The sequence below is a fragment of the Actinomycetospora corticicola genome (genome assembly GCF_013409505.1).
In the GTDB taxonomy this organism is placed as follows: domain Bacteria; phylum Actinomycetota; class Actinomycetes; order Mycobacteriales; family Pseudonocardiaceae; genus Actinomycetospora; species Actinomycetospora corticicola.
Window position 1 is genome coordinate 743,206 of record NZ_JACCBN010000001.1, and the last position, 15,858, is coordinate 759,063.

General features: G+C 73.9%; 16 protein-coding genes. 15 read left to right on the forward strand and 1 reads right to left on the reverse strand.

What is annotated here, in order from left to right; translation table 11 throughout:
* Positions 1-89 precede the first annotated feature (89 nt).
* A complete protein-coding gene (locus BJ983_RS03555; protein ID WP_179792545.1) occupies positions 90-764 on the reverse strand; it encodes a hypothetical protein in 675 nt (224 codons plus the stop codon).
* A gap of 307 nt (positions 765-1,071) precedes the next feature.
* Between BJ983_RS03555 and BJ983_RS03560 the strand changes: the two genes are divergently transcribed.
* The 15 genes from BJ983_RS03560 to hepT all read left to right on the forward strand — a co-directional run bounded on the left by BJ983_RS03560 (position 1,072) and on the right by hepT (position 15,780).
* Positions 1,072-2,514 carry a hypothetical protein gene (locus BJ983_RS03560; RefSeq protein ID WP_179792546.1) on the forward strand — a complete coding sequence of 481 codons (1,443 nt, stop codon included), beginning with the start codon at positions 1,072-1,074 and terminating at the stop codon, positions 2,512-2,514.
* Positions 2,511-3,818: a glycosyltransferase gene (locus tag BJ983_RS03565; RefSeq protein ID WP_179792547.1), complete on the forward strand. Its 1,308-nt coding sequence runs from the start codon at positions 2,511-2,513 to the stop codon at positions 3,816-3,818. The genes BJ983_RS03560 and BJ983_RS03565 overlap by 4 nt, the downstream gene beginning before the upstream one ends.
* A complete protein-coding gene (locus BJ983_RS03570; protein WP_179792548.1) occupies positions 3,815-4,972 on the forward strand; it encodes a glycosyltransferase in 1,158 nt (385 codons plus the stop codon). The genes BJ983_RS03565 and BJ983_RS03570 overlap by 4 nt, the downstream gene beginning before the upstream one ends.
* Positions 4,965-5,714, forward strand: coding sequence for a methyltransferase domain-containing protein (locus BJ983_RS30100; RefSeq protein ID WP_425484740.1), 750 nt, complete (start codon positions 4,965-4,967; stop codon positions 5,712-5,714). The genes BJ983_RS03570 and BJ983_RS30100 overlap by 8 nt, the downstream gene beginning before the upstream one ends.
* Entirely contained in the window at positions 5,711-6,394 is a 684-nt protein-coding gene (locus BJ983_RS03580) for an acyltransferase (protein WP_179792549.1), read from the forward strand. The genes BJ983_RS30100 and BJ983_RS03580 overlap by 4 nt, the downstream gene beginning before the upstream one ends.
* On the forward strand, positions 6,391-7,599 hold the full coding sequence (locus BJ983_RS03585) for an MATE family efflux transporter (RefSeq protein ID WP_179792550.1): 1,209 nt from the start codon (positions 6,391-6,393) through the stop codon (positions 7,597-7,599). Before BJ983_RS03580 ends, BJ983_RS03585 begins: the two co-directional genes overlap by 4 nt.
* A gap of 101 nt (positions 7,600-7,700) precedes the next feature.
* A complete protein-coding gene (locus tag BJ983_RS32045; RefSeq protein WP_179792551.1) occupies positions 7,701-9,089 on the forward strand; it encodes an O-antigen ligase family protein in 1,389 nt (462 codons plus the stop codon).
* Positions 9,086-10,624: a tyrosine-protein kinase domain-containing protein gene (locus BJ983_RS03595; protein ID WP_179792552.1), complete on the forward strand. Its 1,539-nt coding sequence runs from the start codon at positions 9,086-9,088 to the stop codon at positions 10,622-10,624. Before BJ983_RS32045 ends, BJ983_RS03595 begins: the two co-directional genes overlap by 4 nt.
* An 8-nt stretch (positions 10,625-10,632) precedes the next feature.
* Positions 10,633-11,325 carry a hypothetical protein gene (locus BJ983_RS03600; protein WP_179792553.1) on the forward strand — a complete coding sequence of 231 codons (693 nt, stop codon included), beginning with the start codon at positions 10,633-10,635 and terminating at the stop codon, positions 11,323-11,325.
* On the forward strand, positions 11,322-12,854 hold the full coding sequence (locus tag BJ983_RS03605) for a hypothetical protein (protein WP_179792554.1): 1,533 nt from the start codon (positions 11,322-11,324) through the stop codon (positions 12,852-12,854). Before BJ983_RS03600 ends, BJ983_RS03605 begins: the two co-directional genes overlap by 4 nt.
* A gap of 226 nt (positions 12,855-13,080) precedes the next feature.
* Complete coding sequence (locus BJ983_RS03610; protein ID WP_218890088.1) at positions 13,081-13,269, forward strand: DUF4177 domain-containing protein; 189 nt, start codon at positions 13,081-13,083, stop codon at positions 13,267-13,269.
* A gap of 48 nt (positions 13,270-13,317) precedes the next feature.
* Positions 13,318-14,061, forward strand: a complete 744-nt coding sequence (locus BJ983_RS03615; protein WP_179792555.1) for a hypothetical protein — start codon at positions 13,318-13,320, stop codon at positions 14,059-14,061.
* 109 nt (positions 14,062-14,170) lie between these two features.
* Positions 14,171-14,836, forward strand: coding sequence for an Rv1352/Rv1906c domain-containing protein (locus BJ983_RS03620; protein ID WP_484456042.1), 666 nt, complete (start codon positions 14,171-14,173; stop codon positions 14,834-14,836).
* A 142-nt stretch (positions 14,837-14,978) separates the two neighbouring features.
* Positions 14,979-15,365 (forward strand): nucleotidyltransferase domain-containing protein, encoded by a 387-nt coding sequence (locus BJ983_RS03625; protein WP_179792557.1) that lies wholly within the window; start codon positions 14,979-14,981, stop codon positions 15,363-15,365.
* The gene (gene hepT, locus BJ983_RS03630) at positions 15,355-15,780 is read left to right on the forward strand and encodes a type VII toxin-antitoxin system HepT family RNase toxin (RefSeq protein WP_179792558.1); all 426 of its coding nucleotides are present in this window, start codon (positions 15,355-15,357) and stop codon (positions 15,778-15,780) included. The genes BJ983_RS03625 and hepT overlap by 11 nt, the downstream gene beginning before the upstream one ends.
* Positions 15,781-15,858 lie beyond the last annotated feature (78 nt).

Below are 15,858 nucleotides of genomic sequence, written 5' to 3' on the forward strand. Positions count from 1 at the left end.
CACGGGCGCGTGTCGAATGTTTCGCGGCACCTCGAACTCATGGATCGGGACCGTGTCCGACGGACACGGTCCCGGCGAGGTGCTTCGGATCAGCGGCGGGCCATCTCTTCGGTGCGCGGCTCGCGGTAGTCCTGCCGGGCCTGGGCGGCCCGCCGGCCGGCGTCGTCCCGACGGCCCCGGCCGAGGGCGTACGCGCCGCCGCCGGCCACGACGAGCACCCCGGCGCCGCCGAGGACCCACGGCAGCACGTCGGACCCGCCGTCAGGAAGGGGGGAGACAGCGCTCGCGGCGTCCGACCCCGACGACGAGCCGTGCCCCGAGGAGTGCGTTCCCGCGGCGGCCCCGCCGTGGTGCGCCGGGGTCGGCGCTGCCCCGGTGACCGTCAGCTTCGTGGTGACCGTCCCCGCCGACGAGGACGCGGTGACCGTGTAGGTGCCGGCCTTCGTCCCGGAGGCGACGGTGGCCGTCCCGGAGAACGCCTCGGGGTTGGTGCGCGACAGCGTGGCGGGCCCAGCGAAGGCGGGGGAGGTGACGGTGATCGACCCGGTCGCGGTGGACGCGGCGGGCTCGGCGAACGTCCCGGAGAACAGGACCTGCGCGCCGGGGCGCGCCGAGGAGGCCGAGAGGGTCAGGGTCCCGGGCTCGGAGACCGCGGAGACGGCGTTGCTGGTGACAGGGGAGACGGTGTCGGCCAGGGCGATGCCGGTGCCGGCGAAGGTCAGGGAGCCGGCGACGAGGGTGGCGGCGATCCGGGCGAGGCGCATGGCGTGCTCCCGAGGGTGAGGGGCGCGGGGAGCGGGCCCCGTGCTGACAGGGAGAACCCTCCCGCCGTGACGTGGCCCCTCCCGTCCCCCGAGCGACCGGTCGGTCGGACGACACCGGTGTCCCCCGACGGGGGGACACGGTCCGGATCGTGACGCTCCGTCCGGATACGGACGGATCAGGCACGCTCGGTGACAGTGACGTCACGGGAAAGTCCGTGTCCCGTAACGCCGTCACTCGTTCGTGCGAAGGAAGTCTCGTCAGTGCCCGACATAACCGCCCTCATTCGCTGGACCGGAGGACGCCTGGATGCCTGAGCCGACCGTGGTGCTCTACGAGCTCAACGAGGTCCCCTGGCGCCTGGTCGACGCCTACGTCGCGGACCACCCCCGCTCCACGATCGCGCGGCTGCTGCGCGAGGGCACCACCTGGACCACGGTCAACGAGGACGCCGCGCACCTCAGCCCGTGGCGGACCTGGCCGACCTTCCACCGCTCGATGTACGCGGCCGACCACAACAGCTTCGAGCTCGGTCAGGACCCGGCCACCTTCCACGGCACCGACCTGTGGGAGCCCCTCGACGAGGCCGGCGTGCGGGTCGGGACCTTCGGGCTGCTCCAGACGTGGCCGCCGCGGAAGCACCGCAGCGGCGGGTTCTCCGTGCCCGACACGTTCGCCCGCGACGCCGCCACCGAGCCCCCGGAACTCGGCACGTTCCAGCGATTCAACCTCAAGATGACGTCGGAGAACGCGTACTCCTCCGACGCGCCGCTCTCGGCGAGGGACCTCGCAGCGACCGGGCTCGACCTCGTGAAGCGCGGACTCACCCCCGCCTCCGCCGCCCAGCTCGCCGGGCACCTCGTGAAGGAGCGCCGCGAGCCCCGGTTCCAGGCCGCGCGCCCGATGATGCAGGTGCTGCCCGCGTTCGACCTCTACTGGCGGCTGCACCGCACCCACCGCCCGCGGTTCTCGGCGTTCTTCACCAACCACGTCGCCGCGATGATGCACCGCTACTGGGGCGACGCGGTCCCGGAGTACGCGCCGGCCTTCGACTACGCGCCGGACCCCGTCTTCGCCACCTTCTGCGACGCCGCGATGACCCTGGCCGACCGGCAGCTCGGCCGCATCGAGAAGCAGCTCCAGCCCGGTGACCGCCTCGTCGTCGCCGCGAGCATGGGGCAGGGCCCGATCGACCACCGCGTCGACACCTCCGGCCTCCTCGTTCTCGACGACGGGTCCGCGCTCGCCCGGTTCCTCGGCGCCGGGCCGGCCGAGCAGGAACTGGCGATGCACCCGATGTGCTCGCTGGCCTTCGACACCGTCGACGCCGCCGCCCGGGCGGCCGACCAGCTCCCGCGCGTCGTCGACCACGCCGGCGAGCCGCTGTTCGAGCGCATCGAGCAGCAGGGCCGGTCGGTCGGGTTCTCCACCCGGTACACCGCGGTCGCCGACGACGACCCGCGCACGGCCCACCTCGAGGCGGACCCGGGAGCCCTGACCGCCACCTACGGCGAGCTCGGGCTCGCCGTCCGGGAACGCATGGGCGGCAGCAACACCGCGTACCACATCCCCGAGGGCATCCTCGTCGACCGCGAGATCTCCTCGACGGGGCAGGGCGACGTCCGTCGCGAGATCAACGTCCTCGACGTCGCGCCGTCGCTGCTCACCACCGTCTACGGCATCGACCCGCCGCCCTCCATGAAGGGCGGCGTGGACGGCTCGCTGTTCCACCCCACGCAGGGAGCGATGTGACGCGTCCGCTCGAGGTCCGCATCCTCGGTCTGAACTACGCGCCCGAACCCACCGGCATCGCCCCGTACACGACGGGCATGGCCCGCTTCCTCGCCGACGCGGGGCACAAGGTCGAGGTCGTCACGGGCCTCCCGCACTACCCGCAGTGGACGCTCGCCGAGGGCTACCTGCGGGAACGCATCCACGAGCGCGACGGCAACGTCCGGATCACGCGCGTGCCGCACCCCATCCCGGCCCGGCCCACCGGCCGCGCCCGGATCGCGATGGAGGCGGCGTTCGCGACGCAGGCGGCGCTGGTCGGCGGCCCGCGGCCCGACGTCGTGATCGCCGTGAGCCCGGCCCTGCTGACCGTCGGCGCCGCGCTGCGCTACCGGACGGCGGGGGCCGCGGTCGGCGTCGTCGTGCAGGACCTCTACGGCCGCGCCGCGATCGAGGCCGGCGTCCTGACGGGCCGCGAGGCCGCCGCGACCGCCGCGTTGGAGAAGCGCCTGCTCGGGGCGGCCGACGGGGTGGTCGCGATCCACGAGCGGTTCCGCCGCTCGCTGGTGGGCCTCGGCGTCGACGACCGCCGGATCACGACGATCCGCAACTGGACCCACGTCGGCGCCGCCACCGGCGACCCGCGCGCGCTGCGCCGGGCCCTCGGCTGGGGCGAGGACGAGGTGATCGCCCTGCACGCAGGGAACATGGGCGTGAAGCAGGGCCTGGAGAACGTGGTGCACGCGGCCCGGCTCGCCGACCGACGCGGGCTCCCCGTGCGGTTCGTGCTCGTCGGCGACGGCCACCAGCGCAACCACCTGCAGGCCCTCGGGTGCGGCATCGACCGGCTGCAGATCCTCGACCCACTGCCCGACGGAGAGTTCGAGACCGCCCTGCGCGCGGCCGACGTCCTCGTGCTCAACGAGCGGCCCGAGATCGCCGAGATGTGCGTGCCCTCGAAACTGACGTCGTACTTCGCGTCAGGCCGTCCCGTCGTCGGGGCGACCGGCGCGCACAGCGCCGCGACCGCCGAGATCACCGCCTCCGAGGGCGGGGTCACCGTGACCCCGGGCGACCCGGACGCCCTGCTCGGCGCCGTGCTCGGCGTGGTCGACGACGAGGAGGAGGCCCTCGCGATGGGCCTGCGCGGCGAGCTGTTCGCCCGCGACTTCCTGCACGTCGAGTCGGCCGCCGACGCCTACGTCGACTGGGTCGAGGGTCTCGCCGGCGTCCGCACGCCCGCGGCCGTGATCCCGCAGCGCCGCCGCCGCAGCCTGCGGCGCCCCCCGCTCCCGGCGCTGCCGGGGGAGCGGGAGGGCGCGTGAGGGTCGCGCTGGTGCACAGCTTCCACCACAGCGACGTCCCCTCGGGGGAGAACGTCGTGGTGAACGCCCAGGAGGAGGCGCTGCTCGCGGCCGGTCACGAGGTGCTCGTCGTCGCGCAGGACAACGACGTGCGCAGCCGGCGCCGGACCTACCCGCTCGAGGCGGCGGCCACGGTCGTCACCGGGTTCGGGCCGGACCCGACGGAGATGCTCCGCCGGATCGCCCCGGACGTGGTCCACGTGCACAACTTGTTCCCGAACTTCGGCACCCGGTGGCTCCCGCGGTGGGAGGGCCCGCTGGTCGCGACGCTGCACAACTTCCGCCCGATCTGCCCCGCCGGGACCCTGCTGCGCGACGGGCACCGCTGCACCGACTGCACCACCGACCCGCGCGCGGCCGTGCGGCACCGCTGCTTCCAGGAGTCACGGGTCGCGACCCTGCCGCTCGCGGTCGCCGGCCGACGCGGCGCCCCGCACCACCCGGTGATCGCCCGGGCCGACCGGCTCATCACGATCTCGGAGCGGGCCGCGGCGGAGTACCGCGCGGTCGGGGTCGGGGCCGAGCGCCTCGTCGTCGTGCCGAACGCCGTCCCCGACGACGAGCCGGGCCCGGTCCGCAGCGCCGTCGAGCACGAGCTCGACCCCCGCTGGCTCTTCCTCGGCCGGCTGTCGGCGGAGAAGGGCGTGGGCGAACTGCTCGCGCGCTGGCCGGCGGGGTTGCGGCTCGACGTGGTCGGCTCCGGGTGGCTCGAGGCCGACCTGCGGGCCGCCCACGCCGACCGGCCCGAGATCCGGTTCCTCGGCGCGCTGTCGAACGTCGAGGTCCGCACCCGCCTGGCGGGCTACACCGGCCTCGTCGTCCCGAGCCTGTGGGCCGAGGCCGGGCCGCCGCTGACCTACGTCGAGGCGCTCGCGGCCGGGGTGCCGGTCGTGGCCGTCGAGGGCAACGGCGCCGCGGACGACATCGCGCGGAACGGCACCGGCCTCGTCGTCGGGAAGGAATTCGTAGAGGACCTGGCGATCGCGCTGAAGGACGTCGCGCGGGACCGACCGCGCCTCGGACCGCGGGCGCGGGCCGTGTACGAGCAGCACTTCTCCACCGGCGCCTGGGTGCGGGCGCTGACCGACGTGTACCGGGAGGCAGCACGTGGCTGAAGCGGGCAGCGGCACCTACGCCGCGATCCTGTCCGACCTGCTCGAGCGTGGTGCGATCACGCCGACCGACACGATCCTCGTCCAGTTCGCCGGGGAGTTCGACGAGAAGATCACCGCAGAGCTCGGGCTCGTGAACTGCACGTTCTCCAACCTGGCGCCCGACTCGCCGTCGTCCCGCCTGGCCGACGGGCGGCACGCGGACGCGCACCGCATGCCGTACGCCGACGGGTCGTTCGACCACGTCATCGGGCACGCCGGGCTGCACCACTGCTCGCGGCCGCACCAGGCGCTCCACGAGATGTACCGGATCGCGCGGCGGACCGTGGTCGCGGTGGAGAACCAGGACTCGCCGCTCATGCGCGCGGCCTGCTCGCTCGGGCTCGCCGGGGTCTACGAGCACGCGGCCGTCGCCGACGGCGGCGGGACGACCGGGGGCGTGGACGGCACCGGGGTCCCGAACTTCGTCTACCGCTGGACCCGCCACGAGGTGCGCAAGACCGTCGCCACCTTCGACCCGGGCCGCGCCGTGCCGATCGAGTTCCACGCCCGCTGGCTCATCGGCTCCGACCGGGCGCTGACCACCTCGGTCCGGGCCGCGATCGGGGGCCGGGAACGGGTCATCGGCATGATCAACCGCGGTCTCAACACCGTGGCGCGCCGGCAGGGCAACATCTTCGGCTTCACGATCCGCAAGGACCTGGCCAGTCCCCAGCCCTGGATCGCCCTGGAGGCCGCGTCATGATCCGCTCCCGCCGGTTCCGCTCCTTGTCCGCGCTGATCGCGATGTTCCTGCCCGGGCCGCTGCGCCGGTGGGTGCACACGAAGCTCCTCGGCTACCGCCTGCACCCGACGGCGCGGATCGGCCACGCGCTGATCGACGTCGACTCCCTCGAGATGGGGGAGGGCGCCGTGATCGGCCACCTCGTGCTGCTCCGCGGCTGCACGGAGGTGCGGCTCGGCGACTGGGCGATCATCCAGATGCTGGTGTGGATCAACTCGGTGCGCGCCGAGAAGGGCTACTTCCGCGACGTCGAGCGGCGGCCCGCGCTGATCATGGGCCACAAGGCGCTCATCACGATGCTGCACTTCATCGACGCCTGCGACCTCGTCGAGCTCGAGGACTTCGCCTCCCTCGCCGGGTTCGGGTCGCTCGTGCAGACCCACGCCGTCGACCTGAAGACGCTCAAGCAGGACTGCGCGCCGGTGCGGATCAGCGAGTCCTCGCTCGTCGCCAGCCGCTCCACGCTGCTGCCCGGGGCCATCGTCCCGAGCTGCTCGATCGTCGCCGCCGGGTCGGTGGTCAACGGCAAGCTCGTCGGCCACCAGCTCTTCGGCGGCGTCCCCGCCAAGGGGCTGCGCGAGACCGACCTGAGCTGGGGGTACTTCAACCGCCCGCGCGAGGGAAAGCCCGGCGCCTGGTGAAGCGTTCGGTCCTCGGCGTCGCCGACCAGGTCGTCAGCTCCGGCTCCAACTACCTGACCGCGTTCCTCGCCTCGCTCGTGCTCGCCCCCGTCGACTTCGGGGCGTTCGTGTTGGCCTACGCGGTGGTGACGGTGCTGCTCGCCGGCACCCGCGCCGTCGTCGGGGAGCCGCTGCTGGCCCACCTGCCCACCACGGATCCGTCCCGACGACGGGGCCTGGGCGCCTCCGCGCTCTCCCTCGCCCTGGTGCTCGGGCTGGCCTCGGCGGCCGTGTGCGCGGCCGGGGGAACGTGGTTCGACGCGCTGCTCGTGTTCGCCGCGTGGATGCCGGCGGCGCTCGTCGCCGACGCCGCCCGCTACGTGCTGCTGGCCCGCCGCGACACCGGGCGGGCGCTCGCGGTCGACACGGTGTGGGTGGTGGTGCAGCTCGCCGTGCTCGGCGGGGTGTTCGCGTGGAGCACGTGGTCGATCGCGTGGCTCGCGGCGGCGTGGGGGCTCGGCGCGGTCGCGGCGGCCCTGACCTTCCTCGTGGTGGCGCCCGAGCGGTTCGCGGCGCCGCGCCCGTGGTGGGCCGAGTCGCGGTACCTGTCCGGCTGGTTCACGGCGACCTCGGTGCTCGGCCAGGTGCAGATCTACCTGGTCCTGCTGCTGGCCGGGGCGGTGCTGCTCGCCGTCGACACGGCCGGGCTGCGCGCCGTGCAGCTCATGGTGTTCCAGCCCGTGATCACGCTGATGGCCGCGCTGCTCGTGCTGCTGGTGCCGCCGATGGCCGCCTGTTCGGCGGCGGGCGACCTGGTCGGGCTGCGCCGCGCCCGGGCTCGGGCGCTGACGGCGATGGCGGTGATCGGCCTGCTGGCGCTGCTCGCGATCCCGCTGCGCGACGTGCTGCTCGCGACGTTCTTCCCGCGCTACACCGACTACGCCGTGCTCGTCGCCCCGATCGCCCTGCAGACCGCGCTCGGCGCGCTGACCGTCCCGTTCCAGGCGCAGATCCGCGGGTTCCGGCAGGGCCGGGCGCTGTTCGCGCAGCAACTCGTCCAGGCCGGCGCGCTGCTGACGTGCGCCGGGGCCGGGCTCGCGCTCGGCGGGGTCGTCGGCCTGGCGTGGGGGCTCACGGTCGCGACCGTGATCGCCCTGGTCGCCATCGTGGCGCGCGCACTCCGGCTGGAGCGACCCGTCGTCGGGACCGCCGTGGTGGCCGCGTGACGCTCGCGTCCCCGCCCTCCGCTCCCGGCGTGAGGGGAACCCTCGTGCCACAAGAGCGCTCGAATCCTCCCCTCACGCGGGTGGGGCGGACGGATGCAGTCGTGCTCGCCGCGATCGTCGTGGTGGCCGCGGCGCTCGTCGTCGGGATCCTCCTGGCCGACACGCGGGGACTGGTGCCGATCACACGGTCGGTGCCGGTCGTGGCGGGGATGGCCGTGGTGCTCGCGGTCGTCGCGGTGCGCGGGGTCGAGGACCTCGGGGTCGGCCTGCTCCTGCTCGCGGCGCTGACCGCGACGTGGAACGGGCTCTCGAGCATCGGGCTCGCCGTCGTGCAGCCGGCCCTCGCGGGGGCGCTCGTCGTCCTCGCGGCGGTGGCCGTGGCCTCGCGCCGGCGCATCCACGTGCCGGGCTGGGTGTGGGTGCTGCCGGCCACGCTCGTGCTGGTCGCCGTGCTGGCGTGGTTCTTCCCGCCGTCGCCGGCCTACCTCGCGACGCGCGTGCTCGTCCCGGTGCCCGACTCGATCTCGACCGCAACGCCGCCGTTCGCGCTCTACAACGTGGTGAACCTGGTGCGGTGGCTCGTGTCGGCGGCCGCCCTGCCCGTCGCGGCCTGCCTCGCGATCGCGGCCCGGCCGAAGCTCGCACCGTGGCTCGCGATCACGGCGGCTCTCGGGGCGGCCGTGAACGCCGCCGTCGCGATCACCGACGAGCTCGGCCTCACCGCGATCAGCGCGCGGCTGGTGCCGATCGTCGACGTCGGGGGCCGACAGGCCGGGCTCTCCATCCAGCCGAACCACGTGGCGCTCGCCGTCGCGGTGGCGGTGCCCGTGGTGACCTGGCGGGTCCTCGTCGCCCCGGGCCTCGCGCGGCGGGCCGCGTGGCTCGTCGTCGGGATGGTGCTGGCGGGCGGGCTCGTGGCCTCGGCCTCGCGGGCCGGGCTGATCGCGGCCGTGCTCGGCGCGACGCTGACCGTGCTGACGCTGACGGCCGGGCGGCGGCTCGTGCTGCCGCTGGTCGGGGGCGTGGTGGCGGTCGCCGTCGTCGCGGTCGCGGCGTTCCCGGCCCTGCTCGACCGGGTCGCCGAGCAGTTGCGGATCTCCGGGGCCGACTCGGCGAGCGAGAGCAACGCGATCCGTGAGGGCATCGCCCGCCAGGCCCTCACCGACTTCGGGCACTCCCCGCTGCACGGCCTCGGGCTCCCCGTCGCCGCCGACGCGCACAACGTCTACCTGCAGCTCCTCGCCTCGGGCGGGGTCCTGCTGCTGCTCGGCTTCGGGGTGTTCGTCCTCGGCTTCGTGCTCGAGGTGCGGCGGCTCGACGGGGGAGCGGTCGGCGACGGCCTGCCCCGCGTCCTGCTCGTCTCCGTCGTCTCCTGGCTCCTCGTCGGGGCCGTGGTCAACCAGCTGACCGACGCCTTCCTGTACCTGCCGATCGCGATCGTGGCCGGCCTGGCGGCCGCCCGAGAATCCACCGCCGGAGGACCCGCATGACCCTCACCGTTCTCGGGCGGGCCCTCGTCCGCCGCTGGCTGTTCGTGGTGGCGGGGCTCGTCGTCGGCCTGCTCGCCGCGGGCGCCGTCGTCCTGTTCAGCCCGAAGGCCTACGACTCGACGGCGAGCGTCTACGTCTCGGCGACGGACTCCGCCGCCAACGCCTCGAACGCCTACCAGGGCACGCTGTTCTCGCAGCAGAAGGTGAAGACCTACACCGAGATCCTGACCTCGGAGCGGGTGCTCACGCCCGTGGTGCAGCAGTTCGGGCTCGCGTCGGTCGCCGACCTCGCCGACCAGGTGTCGGTCGCCTCCGACTCCGAGTCCACCCTGCTGCGCATCACCGTCCGCGACGACGACCCGCAGCGCGCCGCGGACCTCGCCAACGCCGTCACCACGCGCTTCATCGGCGTGGTCGGCCAGCTCGAGCGACCCCGCGTACCGGGCGCGCCCGCCCCGGTCAGCGTGGACGTCGTCGACCAGGCACAGCCCTCGTCCGACCCGGTCAGCCCGAAGGTCACCCTCGACCTCGTGGTCGGCGCCGTGCTCGGCCTGCTCGTCGGCATCGCCGCCGCCGTGGTGCGCAGCGCCGCCGACACCTCGATGCGCACCTCGGAGGAGCTCGCCGCCGCCGCGGGCGCCGGGGTGCTCGGCCCGCTCCCCACCGACCGCGCATTGCGTGAGGGCGCTGCGCCCGCCGCGGTGCCGTCCGGCCCCTTCGGCGAGGCCGTCCGCCGCATCCGCACGAACCTTCTCTTCGCCGACGTCGACCAGCCGCCGGCCCTGCTGACCATCACCTCCAGCGAGTCCGGCGAGGGCAAGACGACGCTGGTCATCGCCCTGGCGGCGGCCTTCGCCCCGACGTCCCGGGTGGTGGTCGTCGAGGGCGACCTGCGCCGCCCGACGATCGCCGCGCGCCTCGGGCTCGTCGCCGAGTCCGGGCTCACCGACGTCCTCGGGCGTCGCGTCGACCTCGCCCACGCGACGCAGAACTGGGGGCCGGGCGTCGACGTGCTCGTCGCCGGGACGCTGCCCCACAACCCGAGTGAACTGCTCTCCTCCGCCGCGATGGCCGACCTGCTGACCACGCTGCGGGCGCGCTACGACGTCGTGCTCGTCGACGCGCCGCCGCTCGGCCCGGTCGCCGACGCCGCGATCCTCGCCTCCGGCTGCGACGGCGCGGTGCTCCTCTGCCGCTCCGGGGCGACGCCGCGGGCGAAGGTCACGGCGGCCGTCGAGGCCCTGAGCGCGGTCGGCGCCCGCCTGCACGGCGCGGTGCTGACCATGACCGCCGCGCCCCGGGGCTCCTACGACGCGTACGGACCCCACCCGTCGTCGGGACAGCCCGCGGCAGCGCAGCTCTCGCGGTCGCGGACCGGGCCCGAGACCACCCCGACCTCGAGGGCGCCGGAGTCGCCCGCCGTCGGGATGCCGCGGTACGGGGCCGAGGCCACGAGGAACACCTTCGTGCCCCCGTCGGCCTCGGTGCCGCGCACCATGAACGTCGTCCCCGGCCGCCGGCGCGGCGAGGGATGAGCCGGGGGATGTCCCGGCGGTCCGCGCTCGCGCTCGGGCTCGCCGGGGGAGCGGCCCTGCTCGGGGCGTGCAGCTCGTCCGGGCAGGCGGCGGCCCCCTCGGCCCTGCCCGTCGTGCCGAACCGGGTGTCGACGGTGTGGAGCAACCACGCCGACGGGCCGCTCCCGGCCGTCGGCGACGAGGGCGTGCCGTTCACGGTGGTGCTCACGGGCGCGCCCGAGCGGCCCTCGGTGCAGGGCGGGGCCCTCGTCGGGAACATGCCCCGCAAGCCGGGCGCGATCTACCTCGGGCAGCGCCTGGACTCGCCGCTGCACCGGCTCGGGGCGCGCTTCGGGTTCGGCGCCGGCGACGCCGGAGGCGCACTCGCGCTGGTCGCCTTCACCACCGACCAGCCGCCGCGGGCCAACCTGCACCTGTCGTTGACCTCGGACCGCTGGATTCTCGGCGTGATCGACGACGGCAGTGTCGACGAGGTCGCGCGCGACTTCTACTCCGCCCCGCTGCCGCTCGACGGGACACCGGTGCAGGGCGAGGTCCGGCTCGCGGGCACGACGGCGTTCCTCGCGCTCCCCGACGGGTCCGTCCGCCGCGTCGACGACCCGCGGTTCGGTGCCGTCGCGGGCTCGATCGCCACCTGGGAGTTCTTCAAGCTCACGCCCGACTCCTCCGACGTGCGGATGTACGCGACGTGGGCGGGGTGATCGCGCCGCCGCGGGGGCGGGTGTCGGCCGCCGCGGTCGTGTTCTGGGCTGTGGGTGTCGGGCTCGGTGCGGTCAAGCTCGTGACGGTCGTGGCCACGCCCGACCCGTGGAAGCTCCTCGCCTTCGGCTCCGACGACGTGCACTACTACCTGCTCACGGCCCTGCACGCTGCAGCGGGCGACGGCTCGACCTTCGACGGGCTGCAACCCACCAACGGCTACCAACCTCTGTGGTTCCTGCTGCTCACAGGGCTGTTCCGCGTCCTCGGGGTGGACCGGTCGGGCGCGCTGGTCGTGACGATGGTGCTGCTCGTCGTCCTCTGGGCCCTCGCGCTGTGGCTGGTGTGGCGGATCGCCGCGGTGACGGCCGGTCCGGTCGGCGCCGTGGCCGCGCTCGTGATGCTGCTCCCGCACGCCCGCTGGTGGGGCGGCTGCGAGAACGCGCTCGTCGCGGTGCTGCTGCTGGCGCTGGTCGACGTCGTGCTCCGCCGGCGGCTGCTGGACCGTGTTCCCGACGTCGGGTCGGTGCGGGTCGCGGGGGTGCTCCTCGCTCTGCTCGCCCTGGGTCGGTTGGACTGTGCGGTGCTGGTGGGGCTGTTCGCGCTCGTGGGGTGGTGGCGCTGGCGGTCGGTGCGGCTCGTGTCGTTCCTCGTGGTGCCGGCGGTGGTGTCACTGGTGGTCTACGCGGGTGTGAACGAGGTGCTGCTCGGGTCGGCGCTGCCCGTGAGCGGGCTGGCCAAGCAGCTGGGGTCGGGGGAGAACTGGGCGGCGCTGGGGCAGTTCCTGCTCTACGGCTCGCTCGGTCCGCTGCCGATGTGCTTCGGGCTCACGGTGCTCGTGCTGGCGGTCGTGGCCTGGGTGGTGGCGCCAGGGGTCCCGCGGGCCGCCGAGCTGCGGGCACTGATCGTGCTGCTCGTGCTGGCGCAGCTGATCCAGGTGGCCTGGTACGTCGTGACGACCCCGGGCTGGGAGCTGCAGAGCTGGTACTTCTCGACCGGCACGGTGGCGCTGGTGCTCTCGGCGCTGGTGATCGGCGGGCGGCTGTCTTCCCTGCGGTTCGCTGCTCCCGTCGTGGTGGGCCTCGCGGTGCTGATGCTGGCGGTGTTCGCCGGAAAGGAGGCCGTGCAGGTCCTGCCGCGTGACCCGTCGTCGTCGCCCTACACCCGCGACATCGACGCCGGACAGTGGGCGGACCGCACGCTGCCGCCCGGGTCGGTGCTCGCGATGGGCGACTGGGCGGGCTCGTTCGCGTTCTCGACGCAGCACCCGGTGGTGCAGCTCGAGGGGCTCGTCGGGTCCCCGCAGTACCTGGCCGCGCTGCAGGCCGGGCGCGGAGCGGAGTACCTGCGCTCGCTCGGCGTCGACTACTACGTGCGGTTGCTGCACCCGGGGGAGCCGCTGTCCTGTCGGCCTGCCGAGCCGTGGTTCGGCAACGGTCCGAAGCTCGACCTCGATCTGTGCGGGCGCCCGATCGTCTACCGCGGTGACGTCCGGGGCGCGATCGACCTGGTGGTGTGGGACCTGCGCTGATCCGTCGGGTGCGTCCCGCACACGTCTCGTCCGGCTGCAGGACCACGGTGCCGGAACCGAGTCGGTTGGACTCGGTCTCGACGACGCCGTTCGGTCCGGCGGGCGAGCCGGGCCCGTGATCGCGACCTCGTGCGCGACATGCGCAAGCCCTGATGCAACACGCTCACGACGTCTGCCGTCGTCGGTCCTTGACCGTGCCGTAGCGGCACGGTGTGCACTCCCCGTCGTGGACGCCTACGAGCACAAGGTGCTGACGTACAAGCTCGGGTGGAAGGGCTTCACGTACGAGCAGATCGAGCAGGACCTCAACGAGTGGGGGCAGCAGGGCTGGGTGGCGGTCGGCACCCTCGCGCCGAGCTACGGCCAGGGGCAGACGATCGACATGGCGGTGATCCTCAAGCGCGGACCGGCCTGACCCGCCCCGACCCGTCGTCGGGAAGGATGTGTACGGGCGCTCGGTCGGGTGGAATCTCCTGCTGTGGTGCTGTCCCCGGTCTCCGTCGTGGCGCTGGTCCTCGGGGCCGTGCTGCTCGGGATCGGGGCGCTCGCGTGGAGCGGGGTGTGGCGCGGGTGGGCCTCGCCGGGGACGACCCGGTCGGCGCCGATCACGCTCGTCCCCGGGGTGGGCCTGTTCCTCGCGACCCTCGGTGCGGTGCCGCTGATCGTCGCGCCGGTCGGCGGGTTCGTGGTGCTGGCGGGGTTCCTGGCGGCGATCGGGTCGTGGTTGGTGCTGCTCTCCGAGCCACCGTGGTGGGGTCCGCGCTGGTGGCGGGAGCGCCGGGTCGACGTCGGGTCCGACGTCGAGGACGTGCTCTGGGCCGGGCGCGTGCCGCCGGAGCGTGACAGCGAGTACCTGGTGCTGAGCGAGCGCGCGCCGGAGGCACCGCGATGGCGCCGGGAGGTGGTGCTGCTCGATCCCGCGCTCGGCCGCCCGACCCTCGTGCACGACGACGGGGCCTGCCGCGGGTCGCTGCTCGCGTTCGACGAGGACCTCGTGTTCGCCGCCGACCGGCGGGACGACGCGACGCGTCCCGGGCCGACGATCCGCGTGCTGCCGGCGCCGCTGCGCGTCCGGCGCGGGGCGAGTCCGCGGAACGCGCGGATGCCGGTGGTGATCGTCGTCGGGGCGGACGGGGTGCGGTGGCAGTTCGAGGTCGGGCGGGCCGGTCCGGTGGTCTCCGCTGTCCGCCAGTTGTACCCGTCGTGAGCGAGTAGCCCGAACGGGGGATGTTCCACTCGTGTCGATAACAGGTTCTCGACGCTGTCCGACACGTGCGGTGTCAGCACTGGTTCGGTCGGGGGAGTTCGTCGTGACGATGCAGCAGGGCGGTCCGCAGCAGGGACAGTACGGTCACCCGTCGCAGTACGGGTGGGTCCAGATGCCGGCCGGAGGCGTGCCCGTGCCGCCGCCCGAGCCGCGCAACGGCATCGCCACGGCCGGCTTCGTCGTCGCCCTGGTCGGCGCGGTGCTCGCCCTCATCCCGATCATCGGCATCGTCTCGTGGGTGATCTCGCCCGTCGGCCTGGTCCTCTCGATCGCCGGCATCGTCGCGGCCTCGAAGCACGGGGTGGGCCGCGGTCTCGCGATCGCCGGTGCGGTGCTCGGCGTGATCGGCCTGATCATCTGCATGATCTGGGTCGCCGCCATCGGATCGGCCGCTTCGTCGGCGCCGAGCTACAGCTCGGGCAGCTACAGCTCGGGCGGCTACAGCTCGTCGAGCTCGTCGTCGGGAAGCTCCTCCGCGAGCCTGCCGGCCGGGACGTACGGCGCCGGCACCTACGCGGTCGGGTCGGAGATCGAGCCGGGCACCTACACCACCACCGGCGCCCGCTGGTGCTACTGGGCCCGCCTGTCCAGCGCCGACGGCGAGCTCAGCTCGATCAACGCGAACGACAACGTGCAGGGCACCTCGACGATGGTCGTGAAGTCCACCGACAAGTACATCGACTTCAGCGGTTCCTGCACCTGGACGAAGAAGTAGGTCCGCTCCGCTGGACCCGGTTCGGAACGAGCGGGCCGTTCGTGGCTTCTATGTGCACGAACGGCCCGCTCGGTCCGTTCTGGGGGTCTCGGAACGCCGCGGCGCGACCCGGGCGTCCGACCGTCGTGCCACACTTCTGCGCGTGATCGAGGACGTCCCGGTCGACCTGAGGGAGCGGATCGTCGCGGCCCTGCGGGACGCGGGCGCCCGGTTCGCGCTCATCCACGGCAGCCGTGCCGCAGGGACGCATCGGGAGGACTCCGACACCGACGTCGCGGCGTGGTGGGGCGGGTCGGCCCCGGCGTCGTTCGAGGTGTCGCTGCCGCCCTCGGTCGATCTGCTCGTGCTCGATACGGCTCCGCTCGAACTCCGCGGCCGGGTGGCGCAGCACGGCCTGCTCCTGTTCGACGACGACGCGCCGGCGCGGGTCCGGTGGGTCGCGACGACGAGGAAGATCTACGCCGACGAACGTCCGCGTCTCGACCGGGCGCACCGGGAGTTCCTCGAGGGGCTCCGGCGTGGTCGATGAACTCCGCGTCCAGCGGTTGCTGCGTTCGGTGTCGGACGAGCTGGACCTGCTGAGCCACGAGGCCGCGGCCGACGGCGAACGCCGCGCCGACCCCATCTGGCTCCGCGGCGTGAAGTACTCGATGATCTCGGCCGTCGAGGGCTGCGTCGACGTGGCCCAGCACCTCTGCTCCTCCGAGGGGTGGGGCCCGCCTGCTGACAACGGTGACGCGATGCGCGTCCTCGGACGGCACGGTGTGGTGGAGCGCGACCACGCGGACCGGCTGGTACGGGCGGTCGGCTTCCGGAACGTGCTCGTCCACGAGTACGTCGACGTCGACGACCGCATCATGCTCGACCGTCTCGCCGATCTCACGGACCTCCGGCGCTTCCAACAGGCTGTGGCTGTCTGGCTCCACGAGCACCAACGACCCTGATTCGCTGGGCCGACCGGGCTAATCGGGCCTCTCGGTCGGGTGAGGACCCCGCACCAGGTGCAACGCCGGCTGCCTCCG